This is a genomic window from Tibeticola sp., assembly GCF_022759015.1.
In the GTDB taxonomy this organism is placed as follows: Bacteria; Pseudomonadota; Gammaproteobacteria; order Burkholderiales; family Burkholderiaceae_C; genus Tibeticola; species Tibeticola sediminis.
Map to the genome: position 1 here is coordinate 1 of NZ_JAEMQB010000130.1, position 15,070 is coordinate 15,070.

At 67.8% G+C, this 15,070-nt stretch carries 14 protein-coding genes; 5 read left to right on the plus strand and 9 right to left on the minus strand.

The annotated features are described in order from the left end of the window. Nucleotides 1–1,869, plus strand: a 1,869-nt coding sequence (locus tag JHC36_RS08415; protein ID WP_287918195.1) for a glycogen/starch/alpha-glucan phosphorylase, incomplete at its 5' end; no start/stop codon positions are given. Nucleotides 1,870–1,893: 24 nt separating this feature from the next. Then, nucleotides 1,894–2,739: an alpha/beta hydrolase gene (locus JHC36_RS08420; RefSeq protein WP_287918198.1), complete on the plus strand. Its 846-nt coding sequence runs from the start codon at nucleotides 1,894–1,896 to the stop codon at nucleotides 2,737–2,739. Nucleotides 2,740–2,759: 20 nt separating this feature from the next. On the opposite strand, the gene JHC36_RS08425 is transcribed toward JHC36_RS08420, so the two are convergent. The 3 genes from JHC36_RS08425 to JHC36_RS08435 form a co-directional block, all read right to left on the minus strand. After that, nucleotides 2,760–3,923 carry an MFS transporter gene (locus JHC36_RS08425; RefSeq protein WP_287918200.1) on the minus strand — a complete coding sequence of 388 codons (1,164 nt, stop codon included), beginning with the start codon at nucleotides 3,921–3,923 and terminating at the stop codon, nucleotides 2,760–2,762. 64 nt (nucleotides 3,924–3,987) lie between these two features. Next, entirely contained in the window at nucleotides 3,988–4,722 is a 735-nt protein-coding gene (locus JHC36_RS08430) for a 16S rRNA (uracil(1498)-N(3))-methyltransferase (RefSeq protein WP_287918203.1), read from the minus strand. A gap of 53 nt (nucleotides 4,723–4,775) precedes the next feature. After that, nucleotides 4,776–5,882 (minus strand): aminoglycoside phosphotransferase family protein, encoded by a 1,107-nt coding sequence (locus JHC36_RS08435; protein ID WP_287918206.1) that lies wholly within the window; start codon nucleotides 5,880–5,882, stop codon nucleotides 4,776–4,778. 60 nt (nucleotides 5,883–5,942) lie between these two features. Here JHC36_RS08435 and JHC36_RS08440 point away from each other — a divergent pair, with 60 nt between their 5' ends. From JHC36_RS08440 to rsmA, 3 genes are read left to right on the plus strand one after another with little or no spacing between them, the layout of a single operon-like run. Further along, entirely contained in the window at nucleotides 5,943–8,318 is a 2,376-nt protein-coding gene (locus JHC36_RS08440; protein WP_503006995.1) for an LPS-assembly protein LptD, read from the plus strand. After that, nucleotides 8,311–9,753 carry a peptidylprolyl isomerase gene (locus tag JHC36_RS08445; protein WP_503006996.1) on the plus strand — a complete coding sequence of 481 codons (1,443 nt, stop codon included), beginning with the start codon at nucleotides 8,311–8,313 and terminating at the stop codon, nucleotides 9,751–9,753. Before JHC36_RS08440 ends, JHC36_RS08445 begins: the two co-directional genes overlap by 8 nt. Then, nucleotides 9,750–10,520, plus strand: coding sequence for a 16S rRNA (adenine(1518)-N(6)/adenine(1519)-N(6))-dimethyltransferase RsmA (gene rsmA / locus JHC36_RS08450; protein WP_287918213.1), 771 nt, complete (start codon nucleotides 9,750–9,752; stop codon nucleotides 10,518–10,520). Before JHC36_RS08445 ends, rsmA begins: the two co-directional genes overlap by 4 nt. Nucleotides 10,521–10,732: 212 nt before the next feature. Here the strand turns inward: rsmA and JHC36_RS08455 are convergent, their stop codons facing one another. The 6 genes from JHC36_RS08455 to JHC36_RS08480 form a co-directional block, all read right to left on the minus strand. Beyond that, the gene (locus JHC36_RS08455; RefSeq protein WP_287918214.1) at nucleotides 10,733–10,918 is read right to left on the minus strand and encodes a hypothetical protein; all 186 of its coding nucleotides are present in this window, start codon (nucleotides 10,916–10,918) and stop codon (nucleotides 10,733–10,735) included. Nucleotides 10,919–10,932: 14 nt separating this feature from the next. Beyond that, complete coding sequence (locus tag JHC36_RS08460; protein WP_124223129.1) at nucleotides 10,933–11,334, minus strand: barstar family protein; 402 nt, start codon at nucleotides 11,332–11,334, stop codon at nucleotides 10,933–10,935. A 65-nt stretch (nucleotides 11,335–11,399) separates the two neighbouring features. Beyond that, nucleotides 11,400–11,807: a guanyl-specific ribonuclease gene (locus JHC36_RS08465; protein WP_287918216.1), complete on the minus strand. Its 408-nt coding sequence runs from the start codon at nucleotides 11,805–11,807 to the stop codon at nucleotides 11,400–11,402. A gap of 127 nt (nucleotides 11,808–11,934) precedes the next feature. Continuing rightward, nucleotides 11,935–14,253, minus strand: a complete 2,319-nt coding sequence (locus JHC36_RS08470; protein ID WP_287918218.1) for an NADP-dependent malic enzyme — start codon at nucleotides 14,251–14,253, stop codon at nucleotides 11,935–11,937. A 114-nt stretch (nucleotides 14,254–14,367) separates the two neighbouring features. Next, on the minus strand, nucleotides 14,368–14,703 hold the full coding sequence (locus JHC36_RS08475; RefSeq protein WP_287918220.1) for a hypothetical protein: 336 nt from the start codon (nucleotides 14,701–14,703) through the stop codon (nucleotides 14,368–14,370). Between the two features lie 64 nt (nucleotides 14,704–14,767). Next, on the minus strand, nucleotides 14,768–15,070 hold a 303-nt coding region (locus JHC36_RS08480), incomplete at its 5' end, for a solute carrier family 23 protein (protein WP_287918223.1).

The window sequence follows — 15,070 nt, forward strand, 5'->3', positions numbered from 1 at the left end:
AACGTCATCGCCGTCGCCTACGACAGCGGCGTGCCGGGCTATGAGCTGAGCTCGGTCGCGACGCTGCGGCTGTGGTCGGCGCGCGCCGAGAGCGCGCTCAACCTCGAGCAGTTCAACCGGGGCGACTACATGCGCGCGGTCGAGGCCAAAAACTGGTCCGAAAACGTCTCGCTGGTGCTCTACCCCGAAGACAAAACCGAGCAGGGCCGGCAGTTGCGTCTGCGTCAGGAGTATTTCTTCGTCAGCGCCTCCTTGCAGGATTTGTTGCGCCGCTACCTCAAGACGCACGGGAGTTTCGAGCAGTTGGCCGACAAGGTGGCCATCCACCTCAATGACACGCACCCGGCGCTGGCGGTGCCCGAACTGATGCGCCTGCTGGTCGACGAGCATCGGGTGCCCTGGGACGAGGCCTGGGCGCTGTGCCAGCGCATCTTCAGCTACACCAATCACACGCTGATGCCCGAGGCGCTGGAGGTCTGGCCGGTGGACCTCTTGGGCTGGCTGCTGCCGCGGCATTTGCAGATCATCTATGACATCAACGCCCGCCACCTCGCCGAGGTGCATGCGCGCTTTCCCGAGGACATGGATCTGCTGCGCCGGGTCTCGCTGATCGAGGAAAACGGGCAGCGCCGGGTGCGCATGGCTTGGTTGTGTGCGCTGGCCAGTCACAAAGTCAATGGCGTTTCGGCGCTGCACAGCGACATCATGGTGCGCACGCTGTTTGCCGACTTCGCACGCCTGTGGCCCGAGAAGTTCTGCAACGTCACCAACGGCATCACGCCGCGGCGCTGGCTCGGGCAGGCCAACCCGGCCCTGTCCGAGCTGATCGACGCGCGCATCGGGCCGCTCTGGCGACGGGAGCTCTCGCATCTCGGCCAACTGCGCGCCCATGCCGACGACGACGCCTTTCTGGCCGCTTTGCGACTGGTCAAGCAACGCAACAAGCGGCGTCTGGCCGATTATGTGGGGCGGGAGCTCGGGATCGAGATCGACCCCGAGAGCCTCTTCGATGTGCAGGTCAAGCGCATCCATGAATACAAGCGCCAGCTGCTCAATGTGCTGCATGTGATCACGCGCTACCACGCGATTCGGGCGAACCCCAAAGGCAACTGGGTGCCGCGCACGGTGATCTTTGGCGGCAAAGCAGCCTCGGCCTATCACATGGCCAAGCTGATCATCCAGCTCATCAACGACGTGGCCCGCACGGTCAACGCCGACCCCTGCGTCAGTCCGCTCCTCAAAGTCGTCTTTGTCCCCAACTACCGCGTCACGCTGGCCGAGCTGATCATCCCCGCGGCCGATCTGTCGGAGCAGATTTCGCTGGCGGGAACCGAAGCTTCTGGCACGGGGAATATGAAATTTGCGCTCAATGGCGCGCTCACGATCGGAACCTGGGACGGCGCGAACATCGAGATTGCGCAAAACGTCGGTGAAGAGCACATGTTCATCTTCGGCAACCGCGCCGAACAGGTCGCCGAGCTGCGCGCGCATGGCTACGTCCCACGCCGCTACTACGCGAGCAATTACGAGCTGAAAATGGCGATCGACCGCATCGCCGACGGCGCGTTTTCACCGGAGGAGCCGCAGCGCTACCAGGACCTCACGCGGTCCTTGCTCGAATCGGACTACTACCAACTGCTGGCCGACTATGCGGATTACATCGCCACGCAAAACCGCGTCGACGAGCGCTACCGCCTGCATCGTGACTGGTCACGTTCGTGTCTGCACAACATCGCGGGCGTGGGCATGTTTTCGTCGGATCGCGCCGTCTCCAACTACGCCGAGGGCATCTGGGGCGTCCGCCCCTTGTTCGAAGGGGGCAGGCCGGCGACACCACCATGGTCGCCCGCCCTGGCAGCAGGAATTTGAAGCTGAAGCGCTCAAGACCACGAGATGAGCGTCGCAACGATCAGCCCATACACCGCCTCGGACGGCGCGCGCATCGCCTGTTATGACTGGGCGGCTGAGCCCGCGCACGGCGGTCGGGTGCGCGGGGTCGTCCTGCTGGTGCATGGCCTCGGGGAACATGCCGGGCGCTATGACGCGCTGGCCGAAGAACTCAACCGCTGGGGTTTTGCGGTGCGGGGATACGACCAATACGGCCACGGCGACTCGGATGGCCCGCGCGGCACGCTGCCCCACGAGCGCCGCCTGCTGGACGACCTGGCCGACCTGATTGGTTACACGCGGGCGCAGCACGCGCTCGCACCGCTGATCCTGCTTGGGCACAGCATGGGCGGCCTGGTCGCGGCGCGCCTGCTCGCCGAACAGCCGCGACTCGCCGATGGACTGGTGTTGTCTTCGCCCGCGTTCGATGCGGGTCTGGGGTTCGCGCAGCGCGCGCTCATCGCGCTGCTGCTGCGCCTGGCGCCCGACTGGGCCGTGAGCAACGGTCTGGATCCTGCCGCGCTCTCGCACGACCCGGCGGTCGTGGCAGCCTATCGCCAGGACCCTTGCGTGCATGACCGCATCAGCGCGCGGCTGGCGCGTTTCATCGACGCATCCGGCCCCATCGTGCAAGCCGCCGCGGCGCACTGGGCCGTTCCGACCTTGCTGCTGTATGCGGGCGCCGACCGGCTCGTCGCCCCCCGCGGGGCGCAGCGCTTCGCCGCAGCCGCACCGCCGGCCCTGGTGGAAGCGCACCGTTTTGAGACGCTCTACCACGAGATCTTCAACGAAACGCACCGCCAAAGCGTGTTGTTGCAGCTGCGACGCTGGCTGGATGCGCGGTTTCCTTGAGTGTCCCCTCGTGCGGCGCCTCATCGTCGCGGCGCTTGCCGTGCCAGCCAGAGGATGGCCAATCCCAGCAGGGCGACCGGGATCAACGACCCCCAGTTGAGCAGCGCCCAGCCCTGCGTCGTCACGAGGGCGCCCGAGGCGAAGGAGGTCACCGCCATGGTGCTGAACATGCAAAAGTTGATGAAGGCTTGCGCACGGTCGCGCTCCTCAGGCCGATAGGCTTGCAAAGCGAGCGTGGTGCTGCCGGTGAACAGGAAGTTCCACCCCACACCCAGAAGAAACAAGGCCACCAGGAAGTGCTGCAGCTCCACGCCCGACAACGCCAGCGCAATGCATGTGGTGTTGAGCAAGACGCCCACGCCCATGATAGGCAGCGTGCCGAACCGGCGGATCCAATGCCCGGTGAAGAACCCCGGCGCGTACATGCCGATGACGTGCCACTCGAGCACCAGCGCCGCGTCGTCGAAGGGAAAGCCGCACACATCCATGGCCAGCGGCGTGGCCGCCATCAGCAGGTTCATCACGCCGTAACCGAGCGCGGCACCGGCGGTGGCGACGATGAACACCGGCTGGCGCACGATCTCCGACAACGGTCGGCCCGGGGCATCGCCGGCCGACTTCGGCGGCACCGGCGGAAAGCGCACCCCGGCCATGAGCGCCATGGACAGCAACGCCACGACGGCCAGCGCAAGGTAAGCACCGACGAAAGGCGTCTCGGTCAAGGTGCGCGTGCGCGCGGCCAGGTTTGGGCCGATCACCGCACCCAGCAGACCGCCCGCCAACACGAGCGAGACGGCGCGCTCGCGAAACGCAGGCGCGGCGAGCTCGGCGGCAGCGAACCGGTAGAGCTGCCCGTTGGCGCTGTAGTAGCCCGCCAGCACCGTCGCAGCGACGAGCAAGCCAAAATTCCGGCTCCAGGCGGCATACGCGCACAACAGCGCCGAGACCAGCGCCACCACCAGCCCGAGCTGAAAACTGCGCTGCCGCCCCCAGCGCATCTGCGCGCGCGCCACGAGCCCGGTCGAGAGTGCACCGCCAACCACATAGCCCATCACCGGCAGGGTCGCCATCCATCCCGCCGGCGCCAGTTGGTAGCCCACCAGGCCGTTGATGGCGATGAAGACGACGTTGTTGGTGAGAAACAAACCCTGACACAGGGCCAACAACAGCAAGGGAGCGTTCATTGGGGCAGTCTAGCAGCGGCCCGGCTGCTCAACGTGCACGGGCGGCGCAGCCCCGCGGAACCCGTCAGCCCAGGGTCGCCAGCGCCAGCGCCGCCAGCGGCGCGGTTTCGGCGCGCAGCACGCGCGGCCCCAGCGTCACGGGCACGAAGCCGTAGGCCCGCGCCTGTGCGTCTTCCTCGGCCGACAAGCCGCCTTCGGGGCCGCTGAGCAGCCACACGGGCTGCGTGGCCGTCGCGCTGCGCAGCAGCTCGCCCCAAGGCCGCGCGCCCTCGGCGAGCGAGAGCACGCAGCGCAGCGCCGCGGCGGGTGCCTGCGCTTCGGCGCTGCCGAGCCAAGCCGAGAGCGTGCGCACGGGCTCGATCGTGGGCACGCGGTTGCGTCCGCACTGCTCGCAGGCGGCCACCGCCACCTGCTGCCAATGCTGCTGCTTCTTGGCCGCGCGCTCGGCGCTCAGGCGCAGCACGCTGTGCGCGGTGTGCAGCGGCTGCACGCGCACCGCCCCGAGTTCGGTGGCTTTTTCGACCAGCCAGTCCATGCGCTCGTTGGCCGGCATGCCGCAGGCCAGATGCACCGGTCGCGCAGCCTCGCGCTCGAGCGGCTCGAAGCCGCCGATCCGCACCGTCACCTCGCTGCGGCCCATGCGCTCGATCGTGGCCTGCCATTGACCGCCTGCGCCGGTAAACAGGGTGAGCGCATCGCCCGGTTGCGCGCGCAACACCTGCACGTGGCGCGACGCCGCCGCGTCCAGCACCACGAGCGCGCCCTCGGACAGCGGCAGGGAGCAGTAAATGCGCGGCATCAAGGAATCACTTTTTGATAGCAAGAAAAGACCGAATCACGCCGGCGATTGGATCACATTCGGCCCAAAGCCCAGCCGCTGGCCGCCTGCAAGCCCTCGACCTCGTCGATGAGGCGCAAAAGCGGCGTGAATTCCCGATAACGGGCCGCCGTGGCGCGGATGTAGCCGATGAAGCGTGGCGCATCGGCCAGGTACTGCGGCTTGCCGTCGCGCAGCGTGAGTCGCGCAAAAATGCCCGCCACCTTGAGGTGCCGCTGCAGCCCCATCCACTCCACCGCGCGCCAAAACGCGCCAAAGTCGCTGTGCCAATCCTCGAAATCCATCAGCCCGGCCTTGCGCGCCTTTTCCCAATAGCGCACGGTGACGTCGAGCACGAAGGCTTCGTCCCAGCTGATGAAGGCGTCGCGCAGCAAACTGGCGATGTCGTAGGTGATGGGGCCTTCGACCGCATCCTGAAAGTCCAGCACCCCGAGCCGAGGCGCGGGCCCGTCGCCGGACAGCACCATGAGGTTGCGCGGCATGAAGTCGCGGTGCACATAGACCCGCGGCGTGGCCAAGGCCTGACGCACCAGCAGCTCGTCGGTCCGCGCGAGCACCTCGGCCTGCGCCGATGTGAGTTCGAGGCCCCGATGCCGACGCAAGTACCAGTCGGGGAAGAGCGCGAGTTCGCGCCGCAACAACGCCTCGTCGTAAGGCGGCAGCACGTCGGGGCGGCTCGCGCGCTGCCATTGCACCAGCACATCGGTGGCAGCGGCAAAGAGCGGCGCTGCGGCTTCGGGACGCGCCGGGTCGAGCTGCGACATCATCGTCGTCGGCCCCAGGTCGCTCAGCAGCAGGAAGCCCTGCGCCTCATCCCATGCCCAGATCTCGGGCGCCACCAAACCCGCCTCGCGCAGCAGCGCGGCCACCCGCACGAAGGGCGCGCTGTTCTCGTGCTGGGGCGGCGCATCCATCACGATGCAGCTTCCCCCGCCCCGCCGATCGATGCGGAAATAACGCCGGAAACTCGCGTCGGCCGATGCGGGCTGCAGGCTGTCGACGGCCAGGTCATGCACCGGGGCCAGCGCGCCCAGCCAGCGCGCAAACGCCGCGCCCCGTTCGGAGTCGGACCAGAGGATGGGCGAGGGCTGGGGAGTCGCAGGGGTAGGGAGATCGCTCATGGATAATCGATTCTATGCAGACGGGCTCTCCCCTTGTTGCACCGCCGAAACGACCCCTCCATGCTCCCGCGCGCGCCGGCCTCTGGCCCGGAAGAATCCCCTCGATGCTTGACGCCGCTTGCGGCCGAGCGGCTGCGCGCCGTGCTGCTGTTCCTGCTTGCGCTCGGTGCCGGCTGCGCCCGCGCCCAGTCCGAATCTGAGCCCGCGCCCGCCCTGCGTCCGAGCGAGGCGCTGGCCGAGTCGATCAGCGCCGAGGCCCGGCGCCAAGCGCCCACCTTTCTGTTCGGTGATGGCCTGCACGGCCAGATCGACGGCGAGAGCGTGCTCGAGGGCGATGCGATGCTGCGCCGCGTCGACACCGTCATTCGCGCCGAACGCCTGCGCTACAACCGTGCCACCAACACGGTCCGCGCCGAAGGCGACGTGCGGCTCAACCGCTACGGCAATGTCTATCGCGGGCCCGAGCTCGAGCTGCACCTCGACGACGGCAGCGGCTTTTTCACCCAGCCCAGCTTTTCCTTCCTGAAGAACGGCGGCTACGGCGAGGCCGCGCGGGCCGAGTTCATCGACGACCATCGCAGCCAGGTCCACGACGTGCGCTACAGCACCTGCCGCCGCAACGGCCCCGAATGGCTGCCCGACTGGGTCTTGCGGGCCGCGCGCGTCGACATCGACAACGAAGCCGAAGAAGGCCGCGCGCACGGCGGCGTGCTGGAGTTCAAGGGCGTGCCGATCCTGCCGGTACCGGGCTTTGCGTTTCCCCTCGGCGACCAGCGCCGCTCGGGTTTTTTGCCGCCCACACTCGACCTCGACAGCGTCGGAGGCTTCACCTACGCGCAGCCCTATTACCTCAACCTCGCCCCGAACTACGACGCCACGCTCACGCCGACGCTGATGAGCCGCCGTGGCGTGGCCGTGGGCGGCGAGTTTCGCTACCTGGCGCCCGTCGCGAGCGGTCAGGTCCTGGGCAACCTCATGCCCTCGGACCGGCTGCGCGGCCGCGACCGCTGGGGTCTGTCGACCCAGCATCAGGCCACGCTGGCTGCCGGCACGGGCCTGAGCCTGAACCTCAACCGCGTGAGCGACGCGGACTACTGGCGCGACTTCACGCGCGGCATCCCGGCGCTGACGCCCCGCCTGCTGCCCGCCGACGGCCGGCTCTCGTGGAGTCAGGGCGCTTGGTCTGCGCAGTGGCGCAGCCTCAAATGGCAAACCCTGCAGACACCCGACGCGCCGATCATCCCGCCCTACGATCGCCTGCCCCAACTCACGGCGCGCTATGGCCTAACCCCCAGCCGCGGCTGGCAGTACACGCTGGACGCCGACTACAGCCGATTCCGCGCCGATGCGACGCGCACGCTGCAACCGAACGCCGAGCGCAGCGTGCTGAGCGCGCAAATCGGCTACACCTGGCTCACGCCCGGCAGCTTTCTCACCCCGACACTGCGCACCAACCACACCCACTACGCGTTCGACGCGCCCTTGGTCGACGGACGCACCCGCGCCACACGCAGCCTGCCGACCTTCAGTCTCGACGGCGGCCTGATCTTCGAGCGCGACACGGCCTACTTCGGCCGCGCCGTGCGCCAGACCCTCGAGCCTCGCGCGCTCTATGTCTACACCCCCTACCGCGACCAGCAGGCGCTGCCGGTCTACGACACCGCCGCCAAGGACTTCAACCTCGACAGCATTTTTTCCGACAACCCCTACGTCGGCTCGGATCGGATCGCCGATGAAAACCTGCTCACGCTGGGTCTGGTCAGCCGTCTGTATGACGCGGACAACGGCGGCGAGATCGTCCGCCTCGGGCTCGCGCAGCGTTTGCGCTTCTCCAGCCAAAAGGTCGCCTTGCCGGGCGAAACCCCGATCGACGAGCGACTCAGCGACATCCTCGTCGGCGGCTCCTTGCAGTGGAGCCCGCGCTGGCGCGCCGACGCCGGTTTGCAATTCAACCCGAAAACCGGACGCTCGCTGCGCACGACGCTCGGCGCACGTTACTCGCCGGGCAACTATCGGGTGCTCAGCGCCGGCTACCGCCTCAAAAATGGCATCAGCGAACAGCTCGACATGGGCTGGCAGTGGCCGCTCAACGACCTCTGGAACGACCCGGGCCTAGACCTCGGCCCCGGCCGCGGCCTCGGGGCCGGGCGCTGGTACAGCGTCGGGCGGCTCAACTTCAGCGTGATGGAGCACAAGCTGGTCGACGCGATCCTCGGCTTCGAGTACGACGCGGGCTGCTGGATCGGCCGCGTCGTGTTCGACCGGCTCCAAAGCGGTGCGGCGAGCTCGAGCAGCCGCATCATGTTCCAGCTCGAACTCGTGGGCTTCTCGCGTCTGGGCTCCAACCCCCTCAAGACGCTGCGCGATAACATACCCCGCTATCAATACCTCCGCGAGCCGGCGCCCCCGCCGAGCCGATTCAGCAACTATGACTGAGGCCTCCCTCCCACCTTTGCCGCACGCGCGCCGCCTTCCGGCCTTGAGCCAGGCCCTCACGGCGCTGCTGTGCGTCGGCCTGCTCGCGCCGACTTTGGGTACGGCACAAGGCTTACGCCTCAAGCCCGGAACGTCGGCCTCGACCCTGGCCCCGGCAGCGGCGGCGGCCACGCTGCCCCCGGCGGTTCGCGGCCCCCAGCCCGCCGACTTCATCGTGGCCGTGGTCAACGACGAGCCGATCACGAACCGCGAGGTGCAGCGCGCCGTCGAACAGTTGCAGGCCCAACTGGCCGCGCGCGGTGGCCCGCAGCCCGATCGCGCCACCCTCGAGCGCGAGGTGCTCGAGCGCCTCATTTCCGACCGCGCCCACCTGCAACTGGCCGCCGAGCAGGGCATCAAGGTCGATGACACAGCGGTCGATCAAGCCGAGCAGAACGTCGCGCGGCAAAACGGGCTCAGTGTCGAGCAACTGCACCGCGAACTCGAGCGCCGCGGCGTCAGCCTGCGCGAGTTCCGCGAGAACCTGCGGCGGCAAATCATCCTGACGCGGCTGCGCGAACGCGAAGTCGCCTCCCGCCTGCAGGTGACCGAAGCCGACGTCGACGAGTTCATCGCCTCGCTCCAGGCCGCGCAGGACGGCGCGCCGGAGCTGGTCAACCTGGGCCACATCCTCGTCGCCGTGCCCGAGCAGGCGAGCCCGCAGCAGGTCGAGGCGCTGCGCCAGCGCGCGCTCGAACTGGCGCAGCGCGCTCGGCAGGGCGAGGATTTCGCGGCCCTCGCGCGGCAGTTCTCCCAGTCGCCCGAAGGCCGGGAAAGCGGCGGCATGCTCGGCCTGCGGCCGCTCGACCGCTATCCCGAGCTGTTCGTCGAGGCCATCCGCGGGGCAGCGCCGGGGGCGGTCGTCGGGCCCATCCGCTCCGGCGCGGGCTTCCACATCCTCAAGGTGCTCGAGCGGCGCGTGCCCGATGCCCTGCCCACCCAGGTCACGCAAACCCATGCGCGGCACATCCTGCTGCGTCCGGGTCCGAAACTCAGCGAAGCTCAGGCGCGCGAGCGCCTGGCCGAACTGCGGGCCCGGGTGCTGCGCGGCCAGGCGGACTTTGCAGCCCTCGCCCGCGAATACTCGCAAGATGGCAGCGCCCGTGAAGGGGGCGATCTGGGCTGGGCCAGCCCCGGGCAGTTCGTTCCGGAGTTCGAAGAGGCGCTGGCGCAGCTCGCGCCGGGCGAAATCAGCCCGCCCGTGGTTTCGCGCTTCGGCGTCCACCTCATCCAGCTGCTCGAGCGGCGCGAAAAGACCCTGACACCCCAGGAACAACGCGAGATCGCGCGCAACCTCGCGCGCGAGAAAAAGCTCGAGGAAGCCTACGAGCGCTGGGCGCGCGACGTGCGGGCCCGTGCCTACGTCGAGTTGCGCGAACCGCCCCAGGCGCCGTGAAGCACATCGCCCGCAAGCGTTTCGGCCAGCATTTCCTGGCCGACCCCGCAATCCTCGACGCCATCGTCGATGCGATCGATCCCAAGCCCGGTGAGCCGCTCGTCGAAATCGGCCCTGGGCTTGGCGCGATGACCGACCCGCTCGTGGCGCGCAGCGGGGCTTTGACGGTGATCGAACTCGATCGTGATCTCGCGGCGCGGCTGCGCCAACGCAGCGCACTCGAGGTCATCGAAGCCGACGTACTGCGCGTGGATTTCCGCGCACTCGCCGAGCGCAAAGGTGCGGCGCTGCGCATCGTGGGCAACCTGCCCTACAACATCTCGAGCCCGATCCTCTTCCATTTGCTCGAGGTGGCCGACTGCGTCCGCGATCAGCACTTCATGCTGCAAAAAGAGGTGGTCGACCGCATGGTCGCGGCGCCCGCCACCGCCGCTTATGGCCGGCTTTCGGTGATGCTGCAGTGGCGTTATGCGATGGAGTGGCTGCTCGACGTGCCGCCCGAGTGCTTCAACCCGCCGCCCCGCGTGGACAGCGCGGTGGTGCGGATGCGCCCGATCGAATCCCCGGCGGCCGTCGATGCGGCCTTGCTCTCCGAGCTCGTGCGTGTGGCTTTCAGCCAGCGCCGCAAACTGCTGCGGCACAGCCTCGGCCGCTGGCTCGAAGCGCGGGGCAGCACCAGCAGCTTCGACCTGCACCGCCGCGCCGAGGAAGTGCCCGTGGGCGACTACCTCGCGCTGGCACAGGAACTGGATCCGAAACCGCGCTGAATCGGTTCCCGCGATGGCGCTTCATCGCGGGAACGGGTTCTCAGCGTTGCCTCAGAGGCTGAGAGGGAATTGGGTGTGCCCGAAGGGGCGCCCCAAAACGCGCCCGAGTAGGCGCAAAGCACAGCCGTAGCTCGGGCTACGGCGCGCATTTGCAACGCCCTCGGGCGTGTTTTGGGGCGCCCAGGCGGGCATGTTCGTCCCCCCTCAGCCTCTCAGGCTGCGTTGAGCCAGTAGCCGGCATTGAAAGGGCTGCTCATGCGCAGCGCCTCGACCGAGACATCCACCAGCAGACTGGCTGCCATGGCGGGGTCGGTCTTGTCTTGGGGGGCATGGATCCCCGGCGCAGCGACACTGGTGTGCTGCGCTTTGGCCTCATCCGCCCGTTCCGCTTGGCCCATGGATGCGGAACGGGCTACTGAAAAGAATAGAAGACCCTGAAGGGAACCTTGCGGTCGGCCCAGTAGTCCGCCGCGTCGCGGAAGATGTCGAGCAACTGTTCGCGCGCTTCCTTGTCGAACTTGCCGTTGGCCGGAATGTGCTCGAGCACCACGACGAAGCCCGGCTGCGGCCCGGACTTGTGCACCGGATCGGTGATCGAATCAAAGAGCGCGTCGAAGTTCTTGCCGAAATGCGTCGGCAACGTGAACTGCTGCGCGATCATGTCGAGCACGTCCTGCTTGCTCTGTGCGTTCGCCAGGTTGGCGTAGAGGAAGTGGTGGCCCAAGGCCTGTGCCGCCTCCTGCAGATCCTGCACACGGTAGGCCCGAATCGACTGCACGATGTTGGGCCTGACGTTACGAAGTGGTGTTTCCATCTCCGCGGCTTTCTAAAAATGTGAAAGAGACTGATCCATCGATGCCGAAACGGCACGGGCCCTCGTCATTCGACGATGCGGCGAAAGCTCGCGTAATGGTCCTCGGTGTAGTAACACACCTCGGGCCGCCGCGGCTCCCCGCCGCAGACGATGCGGCGCGCGCCCCGATCCCGACTTCCAGGCGTTTTCACGGTGTATTCACGGTAATATCCCCGAACGCGCAACGGAAGCTGCCGCTCGCGGTTGCCAAACACCGACCCGTCCTTCTCGGACGGAAACGGTCCGCCCTGAAGGATCAAGCGATAGGTTTCAACCGCTTCGGCGGGCAACTGCTCCAGGCGAACCGTTGCCACGGCTTCGGCCTGGTCTGGCACTGGGGAACGCGCCTGCGCCCAGTCCCCCAAGCCCGCAGCGAACAGCAGCAGAGCCGCCAGTATCCATGCGCCCCAAGGGCTGCGCCGCGGCCGAGTCATGTGTTGCGCGTCCGTCGTTTTGACCGTGAAAACCCCGGGTAAACCCGGAAAGTAGGCGCGTAGTGTGACGGAAACGCGACAAAAACGCAAGCCAAAACACTGGAAAACCCTAGGCCGGGCCGCCGCCTCAGCGGCCGGCGTTCGCGTCGGCGACGGTGAGCGCCGTCATGTTGACGATGCGCCGCACGGTGGTGCTGGGCGTCAGGATATGCACCGGTTTGGCCGCGCCGAGCAAAACGGGGCCAACGGCGATGTTGCCGCCCGCCGAGACCTTGAGCAGGTTGTACGCGATGTTGGCCGCATCGATGTTGGGCAGCACGAGCAGGTTCGCGTCCTCGAGCAGCGTGGTGCGCGGCATGAGGGCGCGGCGAGCGGCGGTGTCGAGCGCCAGGTCGCCGTGCATCTCGCCGTCGATCTCGAGCCAGGGCGCGCGCTGCTGCACGAGGGCCAGCACCTCGCGCATCTTGGCCGCGCTGGGCTGATTGGACGAACCAAAATTCGAGTGCGACAGCAGTGCCGCCTTGGGCGTGATGCCAAAGCGCCGCATCTCCTCAGCGGCGAGCACGGTGATTTCCGCGAGCTGTTCCGCGCTCGGGTCGTAGTTGACGTGGGTGTCGACCAGGAACACCTGCCGCCCGGGCAGCATCAGCCCGTTCATCGCCGCATAGACCGAAACGCCCGGCCGGCGACCGATGACCTGATCGATGTACTGCAGATGCATCGCATGGGTGGCCCAGGTGCCGCAGATCAGTCCGTCGACATAGCCTTTGTGCAGCAGCATCGACCCGATGAGCGAGAGGCGGCGACGCATTTCGATTTTGGCCATCTGCACCGTCACGCCCTTGCGTTCGGTCATGCGGTGGTAGGTCTGCCAGAAGTCGCGGTAGCGGTCGTCCTGCTCGACGTTGACCACGTCGTAGTCCCGCCCTTCACGCAGCCGCAGGCCAAATTTCTCGATGCGCTGTTCGATGACGGCCGGCCGGCCGATCAGCGTCGGGCGCGCCAGGCCCTCGTCGACCACGATCTGCGCGGCGCGCAGCACGCGCTCCTCCTCGCCCTCGGCATAAGCGACACGGTTGTGGGTCGCGCGCTTGGCCGCCTCGAAGATGGGCTTCATGATGGTGCCCGAGGCGTAGACGAAGCTCTCGAGCCGCTGCCGGTACGCGGCCATGTCGGCGATCGGCCGCTGCGCGACGCCGCTGTCGGCAGCGGCTTGCGCGACCGCGGGCGCGATCTTCATCATCAGCCGCGGGTCGAAGGGCTTGGGGATCAGATATTCCGGGCCGAAGGCGAGTTTTTCACCCGCATACGCCGCCGCCACGACCTCGTTTTGCTCGGCCTGCGCCAGCTCTGCGATTGCGCGCACCGCGGCGAGCTCCATCTCGACCGTGATGGTGGTCGCACCCGCGTCGAGCGCGCCGCGGAAGATGTAGGGGAAGCACAGGACGTTGTTGACCTGGTTGGGATAGTCCGAGCGGCCGGTGGCCATGATGGCGTCGTCGCGCACGGCGCGCACCTCCTCCGGGCGGATCTCCGGGTTGGGGTTGGCCAGCGCAAAAATCAGCGGCCGCGGCGCCATGCGCGCGACCATTTCGGGCTTGAGCACGCCGCCCGCAGACAGGCCCAGGAACACGTCGGCCCCGTCGATGACCTCGGCCAGCGTGCGCGCCTCGGTCTTTTGCGCATAGACGACCTTGTCCGCGTCCATCAGCTCGGTGCGGCCCTCGTAGACCACCCCGGCGAGGTCGGTGACCCAGATGTTCTCGCGTGGGATACCCAGCTTGACAAGCAGGCCCAGGCAGGCGAGCGCCGCGGCGCCGGCGCCGGAGGTGACGAGCTTGATGCGCTTGGGGTCCTTGCCCGCGACCTTGAGGCCGTTGATGATCGCCGCGCCGACGACGATGGCGGTGCCGTGCTGGTCGTCGTGAAAGACCGGGATCTTCATGCGCTCGCGCAGTTTGCGCTCGACGTAGAAGCAGTCGGGCGCCTTGATGTCTTCGAGGTTGATGCCGCCGAAGGTCGGCTCAAGCGCGGCGATGATGTCGACGAGCTTGTCCGGGTCCTTCTCGTTGATTTCGATGTCGAACACGTCGATGCCGGCGAACTTTTTGAACAGCACCGCCTTGCCTTCCATCACCGGCTTGCCCGCGAGCGGCCCGATGTCGCCCAGACCGAGCACCGCCGTGCCGTTGGTCACCACGCCCACCAGGTTGCCCCGGCTGGTGTAGCGAAACGCCGCGGCCGGGTCTTTGACGATTTCCTCGCAGGGGGCGGCCACGCCGGGCGAATAGGCCAGCCCCAGGTCATGCTGGTTGATGAGCTGCTTGGTCGGGGTGATGCCGATCTTGCCGGGCTGGGGAAACTCGTGATAGTCGAGCGCCGCGCGGCGCAACTGCGCCCGTCGTTCTTCGAGTGCTTCGGGCGTCGGGGGGTTGTTTTGCGTCATGAGGTCTCCTGCATCGACCGGACCGCCGTGCGCGGGTCTACACGGGTACGAGCGCGGGCCGGGAGGGCATTCTAGACCCGGGTCCTGACCTCCTCCGCCGTGATCTGCCCAGGTTCAGGGCGCCGGGGCCGGCAGCAACCACTGCGCCACCAGCGGCTGCAACCAGCCCAGGCCCGAGGCCACCAGCACCAGGACGCCGAAGCCCAGCGGAGCGATGGCCAGCGCGACGAGCCAGCGCTTGGGGCGCGCCCAACGCCGCGGCAGCACGAGAACGATCAAGGCCGCCAGCACCGCCAGCAACACCGCCGAGGCCGCAACGACCCCCGCCACCGCGAGCAACGCTTCCCCAGCGCCAGGTGAGCCCGTGCGCAGCCCCTCGGCTGCCGCCGCACCCGGTGCCCCGTAGACCGCCCAGCGGAGGCGGCGCAAGAAATGCTTCTTCTGGTCCATGGCCGCGATGGTAGCCCCAGGTCCGATGGGGTCCGGGCCCCGAGAGGGAGGCGATTGCGCAGCCTTACCGCCGCCCACCCAACAGCGCCCAAAGGCCGATGGCGCCGAAGGTGGCGGTGCCGATGCCGCCGAGGGCGAAATCGCCGAACTTGAGGGTGAAGTCGCCGGTTCCGAGTACCAGCGTCACGGCCGCGACGATGAGGTTGCGGTTGTCCGAGAAGTCCACCCGGTTGTCGACCCAGATCTTCGCGCCGGCCACCGCAATGAGGCCGAACACCACGATCGAGACACCCCCCATCACCGGCAGCGGAATGGCCTGGATCAGCGCGCCGAACTTCGGTGAAAAACCCAGCAGCACGGCGATGAG